Annotated in this window: 20 protein-coding genes; 8 read left to right on the top strand and 12 right to left on the bottom strand. The window is 71.2% G+C overall.

Annotated elements, in window-relative coordinates:
• Nucleotides 1-277: 277 nt before the first annotated feature.
• Nucleotides 278-1,021: a DNA polymerase beta superfamily protein gene (locus ACIOC0_RS36940; RefSeq protein ID WP_402160810.1), complete on the bottom strand. Its 744-nt coding sequence runs from the start codon at nt 1,019-1,021 to the stop codon at nt 278-280.
• Between the two features lie 313 nt (nt 1,022-1,334).
• Here ACIOC0_RS36940 and ACIOC0_RS36935 point away from each other — a divergent pair, with 313 nt between their 5' ends.
• From ACIOC0_RS36935 to ACIOC0_RS36900, 8 genes are all read left to right on the top strand, one after another.
• On the top strand, nt 1,335-2,267 hold the full coding sequence (locus ACIOC0_RS36935) for a hypothetical protein (protein WP_402160809.1): 933 nt from the start codon (nt 1,335-1,337) through the stop codon (nt 2,265-2,267).
• 60 nt (nt 2,268-2,327) lie between these two features.
• Nucleotides 2,328-3,482 (top strand): NAD(P)/FAD-dependent oxidoreductase, encoded by a 1,155-nt coding sequence (locus ACIOC0_RS36930; RefSeq protein ID WP_402160807.1) that lies wholly within the window; start codon nt 2,328-2,330, stop codon nt 3,480-3,482.
• Entirely contained in the window at nt 3,479-3,778 is a 300-nt protein-coding gene (locus ACIOC0_RS36925) for a (2Fe-2S)-binding protein (protein ID WP_402160805.1), read from the top strand. Before ACIOC0_RS36930 ends, ACIOC0_RS36925 begins: the two co-directional genes overlap by 4 nt.
• Nucleotides 3,771-5,198, top strand: a complete 1,428-nt coding sequence (locus ACIOC0_RS36920; RefSeq protein WP_402160802.1) for an FAD-dependent oxidoreductase — start codon at nt 3,771-3,773, stop codon at nt 5,196-5,198. The genes ACIOC0_RS36925 and ACIOC0_RS36920 overlap by 8 nt, the downstream gene beginning before the upstream one ends.
• A 64-nt stretch (nt 5,199-5,262) precedes the next feature.
• A complete protein-coding gene (locus ACIOC0_RS36915; protein ID WP_402160799.1) occupies nt 5,263-6,159 on the top strand; it encodes a dihydrodipicolinate synthase family protein in 897 nt (298 codons plus the stop codon).
• Nucleotides 6,160-6,184: 25 nt separating this feature from the next.
• On the top strand, nt 6,185-7,186 hold the full coding sequence (locus ACIOC0_RS36910; protein WP_402160796.1) for a proline racemase family protein: 1,002 nt from the start codon (nt 6,185-6,187) through the stop codon (nt 7,184-7,186).
• On the top strand, nt 7,183-7,881 hold the full coding sequence (locus ACIOC0_RS36905) for a GntR family transcriptional regulator (protein WP_402160793.1): 699 nt from the start codon (nt 7,183-7,185) through the stop codon (nt 7,879-7,881). Before ACIOC0_RS36910 ends, ACIOC0_RS36905 begins: the two co-directional genes overlap by 4 nt.
• A gap of 202 nt (nt 7,882-8,083) precedes the next feature.
• A complete protein-coding gene (locus ACIOC0_RS36900; RefSeq protein ID WP_402160791.1) occupies nt 8,084-9,370 on the top strand; it encodes a flavin-containing monooxygenase in 1,287 nt (428 codons plus the stop codon).
• A 68-nt stretch (nt 9,371-9,438) separates the two neighbouring features.
• Here ACIOC0_RS36900 and ACIOC0_RS36895 read toward each other — a convergent pair whose 3' ends face one another.
• From ACIOC0_RS36895 to ACIOC0_RS36845, 11 genes are all read right to left on the bottom strand, one after another.
• A complete protein-coding gene (locus tag ACIOC0_RS36895; protein ID WP_402160788.1) occupies nt 9,439-10,620 on the bottom strand; it encodes a tryptophan dimethylallyltransferase family protein in 1,182 nt (393 codons plus the stop codon).
• A complete protein-coding gene (locus ACIOC0_RS36890) occupies nt 10,617-10,811 on the bottom strand; it encodes a hypothetical protein (protein WP_402160785.1) in 195 nt (64 codons plus the stop codon). Before ACIOC0_RS36890 ends, ACIOC0_RS36895 begins: the two co-directional genes overlap by 4 nt.
• A gap of 103 nt (nt 10,812-10,914) precedes the next feature.
• Nucleotides 10,915-12,258 carry a cytochrome P450 gene (locus ACIOC0_RS36885; RefSeq protein WP_402160783.1) on the bottom strand — a complete coding sequence of 448 codons (1,344 nt, stop codon included), beginning with the start codon at nt 12,256-12,258 and terminating at the stop codon, nt 10,915-10,917.
• 9 nt (nt 12,259-12,267) lie between these two features.
• Nucleotides 12,268-12,861: an ATP/GTP-binding protein gene (locus ACIOC0_RS36880; RefSeq protein ID WP_130437729.1), complete on the bottom strand. Its 594-nt coding sequence runs from the start codon at nt 12,859-12,861 to the stop codon at nt 12,268-12,270.
• Nucleotides 12,836-13,213 (bottom strand): DUF742 domain-containing protein, encoded by a 378-nt coding sequence (locus ACIOC0_RS36875; RefSeq protein WP_130437730.1) that lies wholly within the window; start codon nt 13,211-13,213, stop codon nt 12,836-12,838. The genes ACIOC0_RS36880 and ACIOC0_RS36875 overlap by 26 nt, the downstream gene beginning before the upstream one ends.
• The gene (locus tag ACIOC0_RS36870; protein ID WP_358800196.1) at nt 13,210-13,611 is read right to left on the bottom strand and encodes a roadblock/LC7 domain-containing protein; all 402 of its coding nucleotides are present in this window, start codon (nt 13,609-13,611) and stop codon (nt 13,210-13,212) included. Before ACIOC0_RS36870 ends, ACIOC0_RS36875 begins: the two co-directional genes overlap by 4 nt.
• On the bottom strand, nt 13,608-14,789 hold the full coding sequence (locus ACIOC0_RS36865; protein WP_402160779.1) for an ATP-binding protein: 1,182 nt from the start codon (nt 14,787-14,789) through the stop codon (nt 13,608-13,610). Before ACIOC0_RS36865 ends, ACIOC0_RS36870 begins: the two co-directional genes overlap by 4 nt.
• A gap of 1,150 nt (nt 14,790-15,939) precedes the next feature.
• Entirely contained in the window at nt 15,940-16,665 is a 726-nt protein-coding gene (locus ACIOC0_RS36860; protein WP_402160777.1) for a contact-dependent growth inhibition system immunity protein, read from the bottom strand.
• Between the two features lie 21 nt (nt 16,666-16,686).
• A complete protein-coding gene (locus ACIOC0_RS36855) occupies nt 16,687-16,986 on the bottom strand; it encodes an RNase A-like domain-containing protein (RefSeq protein ID WP_402161145.1) in 300 nt (99 codons plus the stop codon).
• A 14-nt stretch (nt 16,987-17,000) separates the two neighbouring features.
• Entirely contained in the window at nt 17,001-17,549 is a 549-nt protein-coding gene (locus ACIOC0_RS36850) for a hypothetical protein (RefSeq protein ID WP_402160774.1), read from the bottom strand.
• A gap of 29 nt (nt 17,550-17,578) precedes the next feature.
• A complete protein-coding gene (locus ACIOC0_RS36845; protein WP_402160772.1) occupies nt 17,579-18,643 on the bottom strand; it encodes an RNase A-like domain-containing protein in 1,065 nt (354 codons plus the stop codon).
• Between the last annotated feature and the right edge of the window lie 47 nt (nt 18,644-18,690).

The following is an 18,690-nucleotide window of genomic DNA, read 5'->3' as shown; positions in this document are numbered from 1 at the left end:
TGTTCCGGTGCGGAGTGTTCGGAGCGACGGTCCCGTCAGGCCGTCCGGTGCCGGCCGCGCAGCGGGCACCGGACGGACGGGGACACGAGGATCACCTCGAAGCGGGAGGGGGGAACGACGGCAGCGGTGCGCTCACGCATGGCCGGCTCCCCTCGCTTGTTCGTCTTCGCCCTGATGACACGCTCGCCCTGTCCGGGGCGGACGCGTGGTGTGTGGTGAGTGTAGGGAGGGACGGGCGGGCCCCGCACGGGGTTTTCCGCGCCCGCCCTGCGCTCTCTCAGGCCGCGTAGAAGTGCCGCCGCACGCGGCGCAGCCAGGCGTCGGCCGCCCTGTCGTCGGGGTGTTCGGGCAGGGCGCTGCGCGTCTCCGTGAACGCCTCCTCGTAGCGGCGCAGCAGCGGCAGCGCCGCCTCGGGGTCGGCGGCCACCTGCTCGCCGAAGCGGTGGAAGCCGTCCGGGTCGTCGACGCGTATGGTCAACTCGCCGGTCGCGTACAGCTGGTAGCCCTGTTCGCACAGTCGCTTGAGATGCCGGGCGTGCTTGGCGGTGCGTCTGCCGGTGGCGGTGCTGTCCTCGCCGGGTCCCGCCGCGCCGCTGCGGTTCTGCAGCTTGCGGAACTGCTGGGTGGCGTAACCGAGATAGGCGTCGCGGATCCGGCGTGCGCTGAGGAACGTCCCGCGGATGGCGATGAGTTCGTCGCCGAGCGGCGTGCGTGTCTCGTACAGGTCGTCGGGCAGCCAGACGAGTTCCATGACGGTGGGGTTGCCGCCGAGGGCGAGCCGGCACCACTTGGCGGCCTCGTGCAGGGTGCGGTCGGGCGCCGTGCTGACGTGGGACTCCTTCGGGCCGTGCAGGCCGAGCAGTTCCTCGGTGGGGGCCGCGAACATGCCGAGCCGGTCCACGTCGGATGCCGCGTGCGCGAGTCCGTAGGCCGTCGAGCCGACGACGCCGGACAGCAGGATGTTCGGGACGGTCACGTCGTGGACGGTCACGTCGTGGACGGTCCCGCTCTGGACGGTCATGGGAACCCCCGGGTGGTGATCGGCCGCCCCGGCCCGGACGTGAACGGCGGGCGGGAGCGGCGGGCGACGGAACCGACATGATGCCCTGGCGACGGGCCCGTCCACCTGGCATTTACGCGACGGGACGGCGGCTGCCCCGGCGAACGCCGATCGCCTCGCGCCCGGGCCCGCCCCGGACGCTCTCCGTCACCCGGATGACCCAGTGCGCTGGTGACGCGGCCGGGCCGGTGGTGCGGTGGGAGGGCAGGGGGCAGCCGCCACGCCCGGCGCGCGCGGACGCGTCCGGCACCCGTTCCGTCTCCAGGAGGCACCTGTGACCACCTCTCGCCCGTCCCGTCCGTCACACCGGTCCCACCGGAGCACGGCCCGAGCGGCCCGTCCCGCCCGTCTTCTGACCGGCGCCCTCGCCGCCGGGGCGCTGCTGGTCACGGCGGCCTGCTCCGGTGGCGGCGACGACACGACGGCCGAGTCGGACACCGCGGCCTCCGCCGTGGCGGAGCGGCCCGTCGCCGAGCAGCCGATCGCCCGGCAGACCAGCCCGACGGCCACCGGCACGCCGTCGGGCAAGCAGTCCGGGAGCCCGTCGCCCGCCGCGAGCCTCACCCAGTCCGGCGCGGAGACCGCGCTGATCACCGAGGCCGACCTGGAGGACGACTGGAACCAGGTGGACGACGCGCAGGACTGGCGCGACTCCCTCCTCGTCGGCCAGGTGGACGTGAACGACTTCATCTCGGGCAAGGCGGACGCCTCCCAGTGCCAGCGCCTCATCGACACGCTCTACGACGAGGACCTGCTGGGCGACCCGTCCGGCGCGTCGGCGCTCAGAGGATTCCAGCAGGGGCAGTCACGGCTGCTGTACCAGGTCGCCGCCTACGACCAGGCCGACCTGGAGAAGTCGATGGACTGGCTGGGTGCCCTGCCCGACAACTGCGACCAGTTCACCGTGACGGGCAGCAACGGCGGTGACCGTACCGTGCAGGTCGTCGAGGCCTCGGTGCCCAAGGTGGGCGACGACGTCAAGGCGCTGACGATGACCATGCAGGGGACGTCGGACGGCGACCCCGTCACGCTCACCCTGGACGTCGCCGTGGTGCGGATCGGTGCCGACGCCATCACGGTCACCAACGGCGGGCTCGCCGGCGTCGACCATGACAGCACGGTGGCCGCGGTCCAGCAGGGCACCCCGCGACTTCAGGACGTGCTGGCCGGCCGCAGCCCGCAGTCCACTCCGAGCGGGATCAACTGACCCCTCGCTTCGAGTTCCTGAGGCATTCCGGCGCGCGGGGCCATGTGACATATTACTGGCGTGACCAACCATCCCAGGGGTGACGTCGTGGTCGTGGGCGCCGGCATGGTGGGCGCCGCCTGCGCGTTCTACGCGGCGCGCGCCGGCCTGGACGTCGTCGTGGTGGACCGGGGTCCGGTGGCCGGCGGTACGACGGGAGCGGGCGAGGGGAACCTCCTCGTCTCCGACAAGGAGCCCGGCCCGGAACTCGAACTGGCCCTGCTCTCCCTGAGGTTGTGGGGTGAGCTGGCCGAAGAGCTGGGCACGGCGGTGGAGTACGAGCCGAAGGGCGGCCTCGTCGTCGCCTCCACGCCCGAGGCGCTGACGGCCCTCGCGGAACTGGCGGCCGGGCAGCGTGCGGCGGGGGTGCGGGCGACCGAGGTCGATGCCGGTGAACTCGCCGACGTGGAACCTTGTTTGGCGGCGGGCCTGGCCGGCGGCGTCCTGTATCCGCAGGACGCGCAGGTGATGCCGACCCTGGCGGCAGCCCATCTGCTGCGGGCGTCGGGGGCCCGGCTGGAGACCGGCCGGACGGTGACGCGGGTGCTGCGCGACCCTGACGGAGGCGTACGCGGCGTCGGGACGGACCGTGGCGATCTCCTCGCGCCGATCGTGGTGAACGCGGCCGGCACCTGGGGCGGCGAGGTCGCCGCGCTCGCGGGCGTCGGGCTGCCCGTGCTCCCCCGCCGCGGCTTCGTCCTGGTCACAGAGCCGCTGCCGCCCCGTATCCGGCACAAGGTGTACGCCGCCGACTACGTGGCCGACGTCGCCAGCGACTCCGCCGCGCTCCAGACCTCGCCGGTCGTCGAGGGCACCGCGGCAGGGCCCGTGCTGATCGGCGCGAGCCGTGAACGGGTCGGGTTCGACCGGTCCCTCTCCCTCCCCGTGGTGCGGGCGCTGGCGGCGGGCGCGACCCGCCTCTTCCCGTTCCTCGCCGACGTCAGGGCGATGCGCACCTATCTCGGTTTCCGCCCCTACATGCCGGACCACCTGCCCGCCGTCGGACCGGACCCGCGCGTTCCAGGCCTCTTCCACGCCTGCGGTCATGAGGGCGCGGGGATCGGACTCGCCCCCGTCACCGGGCAGTTGATCGCCCAGGTCATGACCGGGGAGGCGCCCGCCCTCGACCTGACGCCGTTCCGCCCCGACCGCTTCGCCGAGGAGGCCGCCTCGTGAACCCGCTGGATCTGGTCCGGGCCCGGCCCGGCGCCCCCTTCACCGTGACCTTCGACGGCCGGGTCGTGGAGGCGCTGCCGGGACAGACGATCGCGGCGGCCCTGTGGTCGGCGGGCGTCACCTCGTGGCGCACGACCCGCCGTGAGGGGCGGCCCCGTGGCGTGTTCTGCGGGATCGGCGTGTGCTTCGACTGCCTGGTGACCGTGGACGGCCGCCCGGGTCAACGGGCGTGTGTGACACCGGCCTTGCCGGGCGCGGACGTCCGCACGCAGGAGGGGACGGGTCACGATGGCTGAACGCGCCGTGGTGCTCGCGGTGATCGGCGCCGGACCGGCCGGGCTCGCCGCCGCACTCGCGGCCGCCGCCCGGGGCGTCCGGGTCGTGCTGGTCGACTCCGCGGCCGAGGCGGGCGGGCAGTACTACCGGCAGCCCGCCCGCGCGCTCGGCGCCCGCCGCCCGCAGGCGCTGCACCATCAGTGGCGCACCTGGGAGCGACTGCGCGAAGGGCTCGCCGCCCACATCGCCGCCGGCCGCGTCACGTACCTGAGCGACCATCATGCGTGGTGTGTGGAGCGGCAGTCGGCTGGCTTCGAGGTGCACGCGCTGGTCGGCGCACGGCAGGAGGAGCCGGTCGCCGTCCGTGCGGACGGGGTGCTGCTGGCGACGGGCGCCTACGAGAAGGTCCTGCCGTTCCCGGGGTGGACCCTGCCCGGCGTGGTCACCGCGGGCGGCGCCCAGGCCATGCTGAAGGGCGGGCTCGTGCTGCCCGGCCGTACGGCGGTCGTGGCCGGCACCGGCCCCCTGTTGCTGCCCGTCGCCACCGGCCTCGCGACGGCCGGCGCCCGGGTCGTGGGCCTGGTCGAGTCGGCCGACCCGAGGGACTTCGCCCGCCGGGCCCGCGCGCTGGGCGGCCAGGCCGCCAAGCTCGTCGAGGCGGCCGGTCACGCGGTCCGGCTCGCGTCCCGGCGCGTGCCGGTGATGACGCGGCACGCCGTGCTGGAGGCGCACGGCCGGGACCGCCTGGAGGCCGTCACCGTCGCCCGACTCGACTCGGCAGGACGGGCCTTGCCCGGCTCCGGGCGGCGGCTGCCCTGCGACACCCTCGCCGTCGGCCACGGCCTGCTCCCCCACACCGACCTCGCCGAAGGGCTCGGCTGCCGTCTCGACGGGCCGAACGTCCACGTCGACGACGAGCAGCGTACCGACGTCCCCGGCGTCTGGGCCGCCGGGGAGGCCACGGGCGTCGGCGGCGCGGCCCTGTCCCTCGCCGAGGGCCACCTCGCCGGACGGTCCGCCGCCGCCCGGCTCCAAGGTGCCGCCCCCGACCTCCGGGGACGGGCCGCGCCCGCCCGGACACGCGATCGCCAGCGGTCCTTCGCTGCGGAGTTGGAGGGCGCGTACGCGGCGCCCGTGCGGTGGGAGGAGTCCGTGACCGACGCGACGGTCGTGTGCCGGTGCGAGGAGGTGACCGCCGGCGCGGTCCGCGAGGCCGTCGGCTCGCTCGGCGCGGGCGACCTGCGCACCGTGAAGCTGCTGACCAGGGCGGGCATGGGCTGGTGTCAGGGCAGGATGTGCGAGCCCGGGGTCGCGGGCGTCGCCGGCTGCGGACTCACGCCCGCAAGACGCTCGTTGGCCCGCCCGGTGCCCCTCGGAGTCCTCGCCGCGCCGCCGCCCCGCGCGGTCCCGCCGGACGATACGGCGCCACCGCCCGGATGACCCTTCACCGCCGCCGCCCGATCGGCGAGCCAGTGCAGTCCCGACCGAGAAGAGAGGGTTTCGTATGACCGCCCCGACCGCCCGCCCCTGGCGCGGCGTCCTCGTCGCCACCGCGCTTCCCCTCGACGACGACCTCCGCGTCGACCACGACCGCTACGCCGACCACTGCGCCTGGCTCGTCGCCAACGGGTGCGACGGCGTCGTGCCGAACGGCTCGCTCGGCGAGTACCAGGTGCTCACGCCCGAGGAGCGCGCCGAGGTGGTGAAGACGGCGGTCGCCGCCGTCGGCGGGGAGCGGGTGATGCCCGGCGTGGCCGCGTACGGCTCGGCGGAGGCGCGCCGCTGGGCCGAACAGGCGCGGGATGCGGGCTGCGCAGCGGTGATGCTGCTGCCGCCCAACGCCTACCGCGCCGACGAGCGGTCGGTGGTGGCGCACTACGCCGAGGTGGCGAAGGCGGGCCTGCCCGTGGTGGCGTACAACAACCCGATCGACACCAAGGTCGACCTCGTGCCCGAACTCCTCGCCCGGCTGCACGGAGAGGGACTGATCCACGGGGTGAAGGAGTTCTCGGGCGATGTGCGCCGCGCCTACCGCATCGCCGAACTCGCACCGGAACTCGACTTGCTGATCGGCGCGGACGATGTGCTGCTGGAGCTGGCGGTGGCCGGTGCGAAGGGCTGGGTGGCCGGGTACCCCAACGCGCTCCCCCGCGCCTCGGTCGAGCTGTACCGGTCCGCCGTGGCCGGGGACCTCACCGCGGCGCTGCCCCTGTACCGGCAGCTGCACCCGCTGCTGCGCTGGGACTCACGGGTGGAGTTCGTGCAGGCCATCAAGATGTCGATGGACGTCGTGGGCCGGTACGGCGGCCCCTGCCGGCCGCCGCGGGTCCCGTTGCCGCCGGAGCAGGAGGCGGCCGTCCGGGCGGCCACCGAGAAGGCCGTCGCCGCCGGGCTCGCGTGACCGCCGTTCCCAGAAGGGAGTTCCCATGCGCAGCAGACTCGTCCTGCACGCCGTCGACTCGCACACCGAGGGCATGCCCACCCGGGTGATCACCGGCGGGATCGGCACGATCCCCGGGGCCACGATGAACGAGCGCCGGCTGTACTTCCGTGAACACCGCGACGACATCAAGCAGTTGCTGATGAACGAGCCGCGCGGCCACTCGGCGATGAGCGGTGCGGTCCTCCAGCCGCCCACCCGGGCGGACTGCGACTGGGGCGTGGTCTACATCGAGGTCTCCGGCTATCTGCCGATGTGCGGTCACGGCACGATCGGGGTGGCGACCGTGCTCGTCGAGACGGGCATGGTGGAGGTCGTCGAACCGGTGACCACCATCCGTCTGGACACCCCGGCGGGGCCGGTCGTCGCCGAGGTGGCGGTCGAGGACGGCGCGGCCCGCGCGGTGACGCTGCGCAACGTGCCCTCCTTCGCCGTCGGCCTGGACAGGAAGGCGACACTGCCCGACGGCCGTACGGTGACCTACGACCTCGCGTACGGCGGGAACTTCTACGCGATCCTTCCGCTGGAGGAGTTCGGGCTGCCCTTCGACCGGGCACGCAAGGACGACATCCTGCGGGCCGGGCTGGCGTTGATGGAGGCGATCAACTCCGAGGCGGAGCCGGTGCATCCGGAGGACCCGTCGATCCGGGGCTGCCACCACGTGCACCTCTACGCGCCCGGCGCCACCGCCCGTCACTCCCGGCACGCGATGGCCATCCACCCGGGCTGGTTCGACCGCTCGCCCTGCGGCACGGGGACCAGCGCGCGCATGGCGCAACTGCACGCACGCGGTGAACTCCCCCTGCACACCGAGTTCGTCAACGAGTCGTTCATCGGCACGCGCTTCACCGGGCGGCTGCTCGGGACTACGGAGGTGGCCGGACGTCCGGCGGTGCTGCCCAGCTTCACGGGCCGCGCCTGGATCACCGGCACGGCCCAGTACCTGCTGGACCCGACCGACCCGTTCCCCGCCGGGTTCGTGCTGTGACCGGCGGAGCCTCCGGCGCCGCACGGCCCGCCGCACCGCGGCTTCCCGTGCTCGGGGGGCGTCGCAGCAGCTACCGCGAGCGGGTCGCCGAGGCGCTGCGGGCGGCGCTTATCGCCGGCGAACTGCGTCCCGGTCAGGTGTACTCGGCGCCGGCGCTGGCCGCACGGTTCGGCGTGTCGGCGACGCCCGTGCGGGAGGCGCTGCTCGACCTCGCCAAGGAGGGCCTGGTCGACGCGGTCCCCAACAAGGGGTTCCGGGTCACCGACGTCTCCGAGCGGCAGCTCGACGAGTACACGCACGTCCGGGCGCTCATCGAGATCCCCACGGTGGCCGCGCTGGCGACGAGCGCCGACCCGGTGGCGCTGGAGGCGCTGCGTCCGGCCGCCCGGGAGATCGTCGCCGCGGCCGCGGCGGGCGACCTCATCGCCTACGTCGAGGCCGACACCCGCTTCCATCTGGACCTGCTCGCCCTCGCCGGCAACGCCCACCTGGTCGAGGTGGTCCGCGACCTGCGCGGCCGGGCCCGGCTGTACGGCCTGACCGCGCTCTCCGCGTCGGGTCGTCTGCCGGCCTCGGCGGAGGAACACCTGGAGCTGCTGGACGCGTTGATCGCCCGGGACGAACGGGCCGTGCGCGAGGTCATGACACGGCACCTGGGACACGTCCGGGGCATGTGGGCGTCCGCAGAGTCCTGACCGCACCGCGCGACACGAGAGCCGGGCGCGACCGCCGCTGCGTGAGCGTGGGGCGCAATCACCGCACGCCGTCCCGCAATCGCCCCGCTCCCCGGCCGCCACCCCCAACTCCTGTGATCTTTCTCGCGGGTTGCTGTAGACAGAGGATGGGCAGGCACTGCGCGTGTCCGATGAAGGCGGGGTCGTTCCAGTGGGGGAAGTCGTGCGTGTGTGTCTCGTCGGTGCGGGTCTGTCGGGGCTGGCGACGGCACACGCGCTCAAGTCCGCGGGCATCGAGTTCGTCTGCCTGGAGCAGGCGCCCGACGTCGGCGGCATCTGGCGGCGGCCCCAGGCCGGGGAGCGCGGCCCGGGCTATCTGTCGCTGCACCTCAACACCGCCAAGGACCTGACCGGTTACGCCGCTTTCCCGATGCCGGCCTCCTACCCCACCTACCCCCGGCACAGCGACGTCGCCGCGTACCTGCGCTCCTTCGCCGAGTGGGCCGGCGTCCTGGACCACGTCGAGACGGGGACGACCGTGGAGTCCGTACGGCAGGAGGAGGACGGGACGTGGACCGTCGACAGCCTCGACGCCGGCGGCGCGCGCGCCTCGCGGAGCTTCGCCCACGTGGTCGTCGCGTCGGGGCACAACTCCGAGCCGTCCCTGCCCGCTCCGCCGCCCGGCTCCGACACGTTCACCGGGCGGATCCTGCACGCCCTCGACTACCACGACGGCGCCGAGTTCGCGGGCCAGGACGTCGTCGTCGTGGGGCTCGGCGCGTCGGCGGTGGACATCGCCGCGGACCTCTCCCGGCACGCCGCGCGGACCCTGCTCTCCGTGCGCCGCGGGCTGCACGTCCTGCCCAAGCAGCTGTTCGGGATGCCGCTGGACGAGATCGCCCGCGCGCCCTGGTGGTCCGCCATGTCCCTGGCCGAGCAGCGGCGTTTCGTCGAGCAGGCGCTGCTCGTCATCCGCGGCCGGCTCGCCGACTACGGGCTGCCCGAGCCCGACCACCCGCTCTTCGCCTCGGCCGTCACCATCTCGGACGAGCTCCTCAGCCGTATCCGCCACGGCGCGATCACGCCCAGGCCCGCGATCGAGCGTTTCGACGGCGACCGGGTGGTCTTCACCGACGGCACCTCGGAGCGGGCCGACGCCGTCGTCCACTGCACCGGCTACCGCATGTCCTTCCCGTTCCTGCCGGCCGGCTGCCCCGTCGGCGCGCAGGGGTCGGTCGAGCTGTACAAGCGGGTCGTGGCCGCCGACCGGACCGGGCTCTACTTCGTGGGCCTGGTGCGGCCGTTGGGCTCCATCACCCGGCTCGTGGAGGCCCAGTCGCGGTGGATCGCGCGCCTCGTCACGGGCGACGCCGTCCTCCCGGAACCGGAGGTCATGCACAAGGAGATCGCCACCCACCTCGCGGGCATCGCAGGCCAGTACGGCCAGACGGAGGGCGCGTCGATCCAGGTCAACGTGGAGCCCTACCTGCGGGAGCTGGGCGAGGTGTGAGCGGGTGAGGCGGTGAGGGGAGCGGTGCGGCGGTGTACGGCTCCCCTCCGGGCCCTGCGCTGCGTGCGTCAGCCGGTCGCCGTGGCGGCGGTGACGGGGCGGGGGGTGGCGGGCGGGCGGACGTCGTACGCCTCCGAGGAGATGTACGTGGTCACGCGCGGGGGGCGGCCCTGCTGGTGGGCCAGCGCCAGGTAGGCGACGAGTCCCACCCCGTCCTTCAGGGGGCGCGAGGTGACGGCGGCCAGGGCCCTGGGCAGCGGAGCGGGGTCCATGCCGTAGGCGCGCAGGAGGTCGGTGGCCCGGGAGAGGGACTCGCCGTCGTGCTCCGCGTAGCCCCGGACCGGGACGTGCAGGGTGAAGCCGGTGGGACGCCCGACGCTCGTCTTGGTGAAGGCATGACATGTCAGGACGGGACGTCCGGTGAGCCGTTCCGCTCCGTCGGGGCCGGTCTCGAAGACGTCTAAGAGGTCGTCGCCGAAGACGCTCTCCCCGAGTCCCGAAGCCGTGCGCAGGAACCGCTCGATCTCCGCCGGGCCGGGACCGGCGTCCATCCGGGACAGGCCGGCCGCCTCTGCGACGGAGAGGCGGTCGTGACGCAGGTAGACCTTGACCCGCGGGCTCTCCCAGTCGCCCAGGTCCAGGGCGAGGAAGGGGTAGCCGTCGGCCGGGGGCAGTGAGGCGAACGCCTGCCCGTGGCCGAGCCGGTCCAGGGCCTCGCGCACCGTCTCGGCGCAGCGCTCGGCCCCGTTGGCGGCCGGGTTCAGGTACACCTTCAGCATGGGAATGCCGCCGGGGCGCAGCTCCAGGGCGCACCACAGGGCGAGGGCTCCCTGCGGGGCGGGCGGCAGGAAGAGGTCCTCCAGCTCGTCGAGCCGGTCGGTGGAGAAGCCCCAGCGGTAGGCCATGTCGCGGATGACGTCGAGTCCGACGCGGCCGTTTCGCGCCAGGTCGGGGGCCGCGCAGCCGGGTTCGACGAGGACGCGCAGGGCGCAGGTGCCGTCCGGGAGGAAGGAGAGCGAGTACTCGACCGGCGTGTGGTCGTCGGAGAGGAAGGTCCGCGAGGGCGGCGGAAGGTGCAGCGGCCGTTCGGCGACCGGTCCCAGCGCCTCGGTGAGCACGGCGGCGTAGGTCTTCGCGTCGACGGGGCTCAGCCCGGCGACGCCGCACAGGCGCTCCAATTGGGCGGAGGTGAGGGAGCCGAGCGTCGAAGTGCCTGTTTTCCTCGACCCGTTGAACCTGGGTGCGGTCACCGTGCCTCCCCGTGGGCGAGGGGGCGGGCATGAAGATACCCGCCGGTCGGGGCGGGTATCTCGCTGTCGTGCGTGTGGAGTTGATCCCGGCGGATGGGGGCGGCGACGCGCCCCCAGGCTATGTGGGGCGCGGGCTGGGGCCGTCCGGTGTCGGGTCTGACGGCTTCGGCGTCGAGGCACATGAGGTCCACGACACCTCCTTCTTCTCGTGAGCAACACGGGTTCCGCGTTGCTCACTACCCCCGCCGTTGAAACTTCATGCAGTTGTCGGGAAGGCTGTGGATGTCGTGTGAATCACTTCGTCAGCCAGTTGAGGAACTGGCTCCACATGCCTCCTCGTTCACCCCTGCGGCCGGTGCCCGCCCTGGGAGCCGAGGGCGCCTCCGTGCGGGTCTGCGCGGCCGGTCGGCGCACCGGCTGGACCGGGGTGAACCGCGCGGGCAGAGTGGTCAGACCACGGCTGAACGCCCCCGGCCGCCACGTCAGACTGTCCTCCGGGACGGACAGTTCGACGTCCGGCAGCTGGTTGAGCAGGTTCTCGATGGCGGCGACGGCGATGTGCCGGGCGGGGTCCTTGGAGGGGCAGGCGTGCGGGCCCGCGCTCCACGCCAGGTGCGCCCGGTTGCTGCCCGCCTGCCGGGCCGCCGTCAGCGCCGGGCCGGTGTTGGCGGCGGCGAAGCTCACCAGCACCAGGTCGCCCGCCGAGAGCTTCTGGCCGGCGAACTCCATGTCGGCCACCGGGTAGTGGGCCGCGTAGTTCGTCATCGGCGGGTTCTCCCACAGCGTGTCGTCCAGTGCCTCCTCGATCAGTCCGCCCTTGTAGGCGTACCGGTCGTCGGTGAGCAGCCGGTGCAGGGTGTTGCCGATGAGGTTGACCAGTGCCTCGGCGCCCGCCCCGAGCAGCAGGGCCAGCTGGTGGACCATCTCCTCGTCACTGAGCGCGGACTGATGCTGCATCAGCCAGGAGGTGACGTCGTCGCCGGGCTTGGCCCGCTTGAGCGCGATGAGCTCGCCGACCGCCTCGAACAGCACGGCGATCGCCTTCTCGGCGTTGACCCCGTCGAACATGCCGGAGATGCCGAAGAACACGCGGTCGCCGATGTCGGCGGTGCAGCCGAACAGCTCGTTGAACACGAACAGCGGCAGCTGCCGGGCGTAGCCGCCGACCAGGTCGGCGGAACCGCGGGCGCTGAACTGGGAGATGAGGAAGTCGGAGATCCGCTCGGTGGACTGGCTCAGCTGGCGCGAGTCGATGCGCGCCATGCTGTCCGTGATCGCCTGACGCAGCCTCAGGTGTTCGGCGCCGTCGCTGAACATGCAGTTCGGCCGGTACGACAGGAGGGGCACCACGGGGCTGTCCGGAGCGATCTTGCCGTCGTTGAAGTCACGCCAGCGGCGGGAGTCCTTGCGGAACGAGGCCGAGTCCTGCAGGAGGTGCAGCGCGGTGGCGTAGTCGGTGACGAGGGTGGCCTCGACGCCGGGGGCGAGCTCGACGGGCGCGGTGGGCCCGAAGTGCCGCAGGTAGGCGTAGTAGGCCTGTGGGTCGGCGGCGAACTCCGGCCCGTGCAGCGGCACTGCGCCGCCGCTGTTGTGCGCCGGGCACCCGGGCGGGGGCGCCGGAGCGGTGGGGCGGTCCATGTGTTGCTCCTAGTGGGCACGGTCCTGCAGATGGCGGACGAGAGTGATCAGCGCTTCGGCCGACGACTGCTCGTCCCGCGCGTCGCAGGTGACGACGGGGGTGTCGTCGAGCAGGTCCAGCGCCTCGCGCAGGGCGTTCTCGTCCCGCAGGGGGCTGCCGTCGAAGTGGTTGACGGCGATGGCGTAGTCGAGGCCGTACTGCTCGATGAGGTCGATCACGGCGAAGGAGTCCGCGAGCCGCTCGGGGTCGACCAGCACCAGCGCGCCGAGCGCGCCCCGGGCCATGTCCTCCCACATCTGCACGAAGCGCTGCTGGCCCGGCGTTCCGAACAGGTAGAGCACGACCCGGTCGCTGATGGTGAGGCGGCCGAAGTCCATGGCGACCGTGGTGGTGGTCTTGCCCTGGACGCCCTTGAGGTCGTCGACGGACTCGGCGGCCCGTGTCATCGTCTCCTCGGTGGACAGCGGCTCGATCTCGGAGATCGCGCCGATGAACGTGGTCTTGCCCACCGCGAAGTGGCCGACGACGAGGATCTTCACGGCGGTCTGCGTCGCACCGCCGCGGACGTACGCCTGCTCATCCAAACTTGGCCCTGAGACCATTCAGCACCTCCTCCAGGATCTCCCGGTCGGCGAGGGGCGCCCGCTGCACGGGCGGGCGGGTGACGAGGTAGCCGCCCTCGGTGAGGGCGGCGAGCAGGATCTTCACCACGCCGAGGGGCAGTTGGGTGTGCCCCGCGATCTCGGCGACCGAGAGGTAGCCGGCGGAGCACAGGTCGAGCAGCTTCTGCTCCTCCGGGGACAGCCGGGTGGGCCGCTGCCGGTGGTCGGCGGTCGCCGTGACCAGGGTGATGAGGGAGAGCTTCTCCTCGTCGGGCAGTCCGCGTCCTTTGGTGATGACGTACGGACGCACTAACTCCGGTGTCTGCGGCTCGAGTTCACCGAAACCCGTCATGAGCGCACGCCGAGGTTCTCACGCGGCGGTGTCGTCAGGGCCTTGCCGAGCTGGCCGACGAGCTGCTGCATCCGGAAGGTGATGTCAGCCATGTCGACGTCCGGGGAGGCCGAGACGCCGAGGTAGGCGCCCTCGCCGGCGGAGATGAGGAAGACCCAGCCCCCGTCGAACTCGACCAGGGTCTGCCGCCACCTCTGGGTGGTGTCCTCGCAGAAGAAGGCGAGGGAGCGGCTGAGCGACTGCACGCCGCTCATCGCGGCGGCGACCCGGTCCGCGTCGTCCTTGCCGAAGTCCTGTGTCCGGGCCATCAGCAGCCCGTCGGCGGAGATCAGGACGGCGTGCAGGGCCCCGGGAATCTCCAGGGCGCTGTCAAGCATCCATGACAGATCGTCGTTCACGAGAACTCATGCCCTTCGTTTCTCGTACCGCGTGTGCTGCTCGTCTGTTCCGCGTTGTCCGCAGGGGTGGCCCGTCGGCCCGACTGGGTGCCGCGCTGGAACGCGCCCATGATCGCCGCCGTCTCCGCGCCCGAGCGGGCGGTGGAGGGGGCGTTCGACGCGCTGCCGGGGACGATGGCCATCGGCCTCTTGCGGCGCCGCTTGGGCAGTCCGTCGGCCGTGGTGCCGGTCGCGGTGGGTACGGGTTCCGGCCCGCCGCGGGTGGGGGCGGGGGCCGGGGCCGCGGTGACGGCCGGGGCCGGCTCCTTCTGCTCGGGCGCGCTGGTGAGCAGGTCGTGCGGCAGGAGGAGGACCGCCCGTACGCCGCCGTAGGGCGAGGAGGAGTCGACCGACACCTCGAAGCCGAAGCGTTCGGCGAGGACGCCGATCACCGCGAATCCGAACTGGGGCGGGTTTCCGAGCGCCGAGACGCCGGAGACGCGTTCGCTCGACAGCAGTTTCTCCGCGCGGGCCCGCTCCTCGTCGTTCATTCCGACACCCGCGTCGTCCACGACGATGCAGATTCCCTTGGGGACGGTGCGGATGTTGATTTCGACGACGGTGTCCGGGCTGGAATAGCTGGTGGCGTTGTCGAGCATTTCGGCGAGGGCCAGCGCCACCGGTTCGACGGCGCGGCTGGTGATGCCGAAATCGACCTGCGAGAGGATTTCCACCCGCCGGTAGTGGCGGATCCTGCCCTGGGCGCTGCGGACCACGTCGTACACCGAGGCCACGTCGCGCTGGCGGCCGAGCCAACCGTCGCAGAGCACCGCGATGGACTGGGCCCGGCGGCCGAACTGGGAGTTGGTGTGGTCGATCTCCAGGAGATCCTGGAGGATGACCGACTCGCCGTATTTGTTCTGCAGCCGGGAAACGATCAACTGCTGTTCCGCGGCGAGGCCCTGAAGGGTCCGCATCGCGGACTTCAGGACGGTTTTCGTTGCCTCTTCGGCTCTGTCCTGGGCTGCCTCGACGGATTTCGCGTACCCGTTCTCCAGCTCGGTGTGCTGAGCCCTGAGATCTGCGAACTCCTGCCTTAACGTGCGCGTGGCCCTCCGCTGGCGAACAAGGAGGGCGACTGCGACGATCACGGCGACGAGGAGAGCCCAGAATACCGGGTTCTGTATGTAATCAGTCATAAGACTCTCTTCAGGCGACTGACGGCCAGTGCTGAATTCCCGTCAATGCGGGTGGACCGGCGGACCGCCCGCAGCGGGGTCAACGCCCGGACCGTCCCCGTAGTCGAGGATGTCGTCTTCCACCCATCCGCCCGCTCTACAAGCGCCGTGATCGTATCACCACAAGGTGCGATCAACGACCGCCAACATACGTACCCTTGACGGTCATTGACGGCCCGTCAGACAGCCTTCCGACAGCTCCGCGACAGGCCGCGCCGCCCGGAAGCGATAAACGGGGTTCCGCGGCATAACGGCGCTCTGCGACGTAACGGTGTTCTGCGACGTAACAGCGCTCTGCGGCATAACGGTGTTCCGCGGCATTCGAGGAGATCGGCGGCGGGCGGCGGGCGGCGGGCGGCGGGCGGCGGGCGGCGGGCGGCGGGCGCATACGACAAAACCCGCACCGGGTGTCCCCCGGATGCGGGTTTGTGATGAGTGGGTCGTTCATGAGATCCCCTGGCCAGGCACAGCGCCCTTATGCATATGCATGTTTGAGCGTCGCGGAGATCCCGTGGCCTGTGCCCCCTGGTCTGGGAGCGGCGTCAGCCATGGAGAGGCCACAGCTGCATCCAGGGCGAGCTCTCCAGATCGGGCCATCTCATCGCCGCGTCGACGGTCTGGGAGATCCTTCACGCTGCACCTCCCCTTCCTGCTGTGGAGACCGTGACCGGAGGGATAGTTGGGGTCATGGCATCCAGGAAGCGCATCTATGACGCCGAGTTCCGCGAGGGGGCGGCACGGATCGTGACGGAGACCGGGAAGCCGATTGCTGGAGGTGGCCGAGGATCTGGGCGTCCATCCCGGGACGCTGCACAGCTGGGTCTCGCGGGCGCAACGGGTCGCCGTCATCTACGCTGCGAGGGTGACACCGCTCACGCTGGCGTCGTCCCGGTCGGACCACCGGCATGCCCCGGGTCCGAGCCGTACCGGTGCCCATACTCCTCGTGCAGCCAGCGCACGAGGTCGTGGACCTCGGCGGCGATGGCGGAGACGAGAGGCCATGGTCCGTCCGGAGCGGGATCGGCCCTGGGATGCCGCCCGGCACTCGCGTACCCACTCAGCTCACGCGTCGGCCGTCCCCATGAGCTCTGTCGGCTCGTCCTGCCACGCGTCACTGTTCGTCTCCTGGATCTTCGCGACCGGACTGGTCACCACCCGGCACCGGCGGCCCGTACTCGGCTCGCGGCACCATGAGCCGGGCGGCGACGGAGGCGAACCAGCCGTTGGGGGTGTACGGGGCCGGAGGGTCGACCTCCATTCCCAGCTCTGCGGCGGCCAGAGCGTAGTCCGACTCGTCCAGGTCGAGGGCGAGGAGTTCGTGGAGCTCACCGGCCAGCCGGGCGACGAGGTGTGGGTCGGTGTGCGCGAGGTAGTCGGCGACGGCCGCGTCGTGGTCATCGAACTCGTCCGGCATGTCCTGGGAGAACCAGCCGCCGAGGAACTGCCCGAGCTCCGGGAAGCGCGTGTGCCACTCCCAGTGGGTCGTGGGCACGGCCGGGGGCGGAACCGCTCCCTCCGTGACGCTGTGCTCGATATGGTCGGCGAGGCAGTGGAGCCACTGCTGAATGTCACTCTCGGGCAGTCCGACGTCGGGAATGGCGTAGAACTCCCCCAGGCGCCGGCGCAGTCGTCCCGGCGGGTGCTCCGCGTACTCGCGCAATTGCCGCTCCGCGACAGCCAGCGCCCACGGGCGGGTGTGCCAGGTGTGCCGCAGGTAGGCGGTCAACGCCTGGCTCGGGCGCTCCGGTGTGTCGTCAGCCGGCTGGCCTGCGTAGGCGCGGATCACCTGGTCCAGCTCGCCGTAGCGCCGGTCATGCTCGAGAGGGGTCAGGGGCACGTGTATTCAGCCTCTACTGGGTCACAGATAAATGGGGAACGTGGACTGCACCACGAACCCGTGGGGACGGGACGCATCGCGTTTGAGGATCACTCGCGCGGCCCGCACATCGACGGGCTCCCGTCCCGCCAGCATCATCGCCTGCAGGAGTACCTGCCCGACGGGCTCGGACCGGGAGGGCCAGGAAGCCTCGATGGTCAGTCGTGACCTCGTGGATCGCGCCAGCCACCGGTGAATGACCTGCTCATTCGCAGTGACGACCCGCTGCGTGGCCCATTGAGCGGTTTCGCGGTCGGGGTAGGTCGCGCTTCGGGTACGCACCACAGTGGCCCCCTTCACCTGGCATCGAACGACCAGAAGACGCCAACCTCTTCCGGTGAGACGACGACGAACCCGAAGTCGCCGATGAACTCAGTGAGAGGCATCCAGCCGGTAACCCCGTTCGTGAGATCCGGTGACGGGGTATTCCGCGCTTCGGAGACGTTGCTGTAGCAAGAGATTCGGTCTCCGTACCGGTCGAGCACGGTTCGGGCGTCAGCGAGTGCCGCCCTGGTCTGTTCCTCCGCTCCGGCCGGGCCCCATTCGTATGTCATCTCGACCAGGAGGCGAACGGCCGTGTCGGCCGTCACCGGGTACAGCCGGCTACCCAGACCCTCCTCGGACAGGGAGACGAAGGGATAACAGGACCGGCTCCCGGTCCGCTCCTCGTCGCGCTTCTTGTCCCAGTCCAAGGTGATCCATCCGCGAGGATCGTCGACCTCCCGGTTCATCACCGCCAGCGCGTCCCTTTGCCAGCCGGCGGGGGTCCTCGGGCCGGTTGCAGCGAAGGTGTACACGTCATCCAACAGACGCAAGACGGCGTCCTCCCATGTGGCTTGGGTCATGGTGGGCGTTCTCCTTTCAAACGGAACGGTCACAGCGCCGGCATGGACGTCACGACAACGAACGGCGGATCAAGGTTGGGATCGTACTTCAGGCGCGTATCAATGTTCTTCACTTCAATGGATTTGACATTCATTCCTCCTTCCTTGAAACCCGTCATGGGATCGGATGGGTCGTATGGCTGCTTCCTCACACCGATACCCGTGACTTCTCCGTTGGGCCCTGGGCCAACAATTTTCTTGTACGGATTATTGGGGTCGGGTGGGCCGTCCAGCCACGCCTTGATCTCGGCGGAATGAGCGTCGATGTTGTACTGCGTATACCGCTGCGCGCTCTTCAGATCGGTAAAGGTCGAAGCACCCCCGATGCTCGGTTTCCCGTGCACCCAGCTCCCGCCCGGAGGGTCGCCCTGGTCACGAAGGCGCTGAGCGAGTTGCTCCGAGCTCTTTCCGACGTGTCTGTCCAGGGTGTGTCCGTTCTCAAGCCATTCGCTACTCGCCAGATCAATCCGGTAGACGCCGTTTTTGGTGTCCTCCGGATCGGTCCAGCGATGCTCGGTCTTGAAATCGTTGAGCGCCCTCATACCGAAGCCTTCCGCACGGGCCTCCTGGGCCTCGAACTTCGGAGCGCTCCGGTGCGCCTCGTCCAACGGATCCATGAGCGCGTCAAGTTGCGGGACGAGCGCGTCGACCCGTCGGTTGTACTCGGTGACGATCGAGTTCAGCTTGGCGGTGTCCATGTTCAGGACGATGCCCTGGCCCAGCTGGCTCGCGCCCTTGCCGACCCCCTTGACCACGCCTTTGACCAGGCCCTTTACGTCGTCCATGCCGACGCCGTCCTTGAGGTTGACCTCGACCTTGGGAATCGCGTCGCGCACGGCCTCGATGTAGACGTCCCACACCTCGCGATTGAGATAGACGGCCGCCTCGGCGAAGTCGTAGAGGAGATCGCTGACTTTCTGAGCCGTGTCGAAGAGCACGGTCATCACGGGGTGCGTGGCGGTCTGCGAGGAGGAGCTGTCGTGTTTCCACTCGTAGCCCTCGCGGCTCTTGCCCCACGCCGTCGTGCCCCACAGCGAACTGCAGAACTGACGCATCGCGTCGTGCCACTCGCTGTTGGTCTGCTGCGTGATGCTGCTGACGT

Source organism: Streptomyces sp. NPDC088254 (assembly GCF_044740925.1).
GTDB lineage: Bacteria > Actinomycetota > Actinomycetes > Streptomycetales > Streptomycetaceae > Streptomyces.
This window is presented reverse-complemented; position numbering and strand designations above follow the sequence as displayed.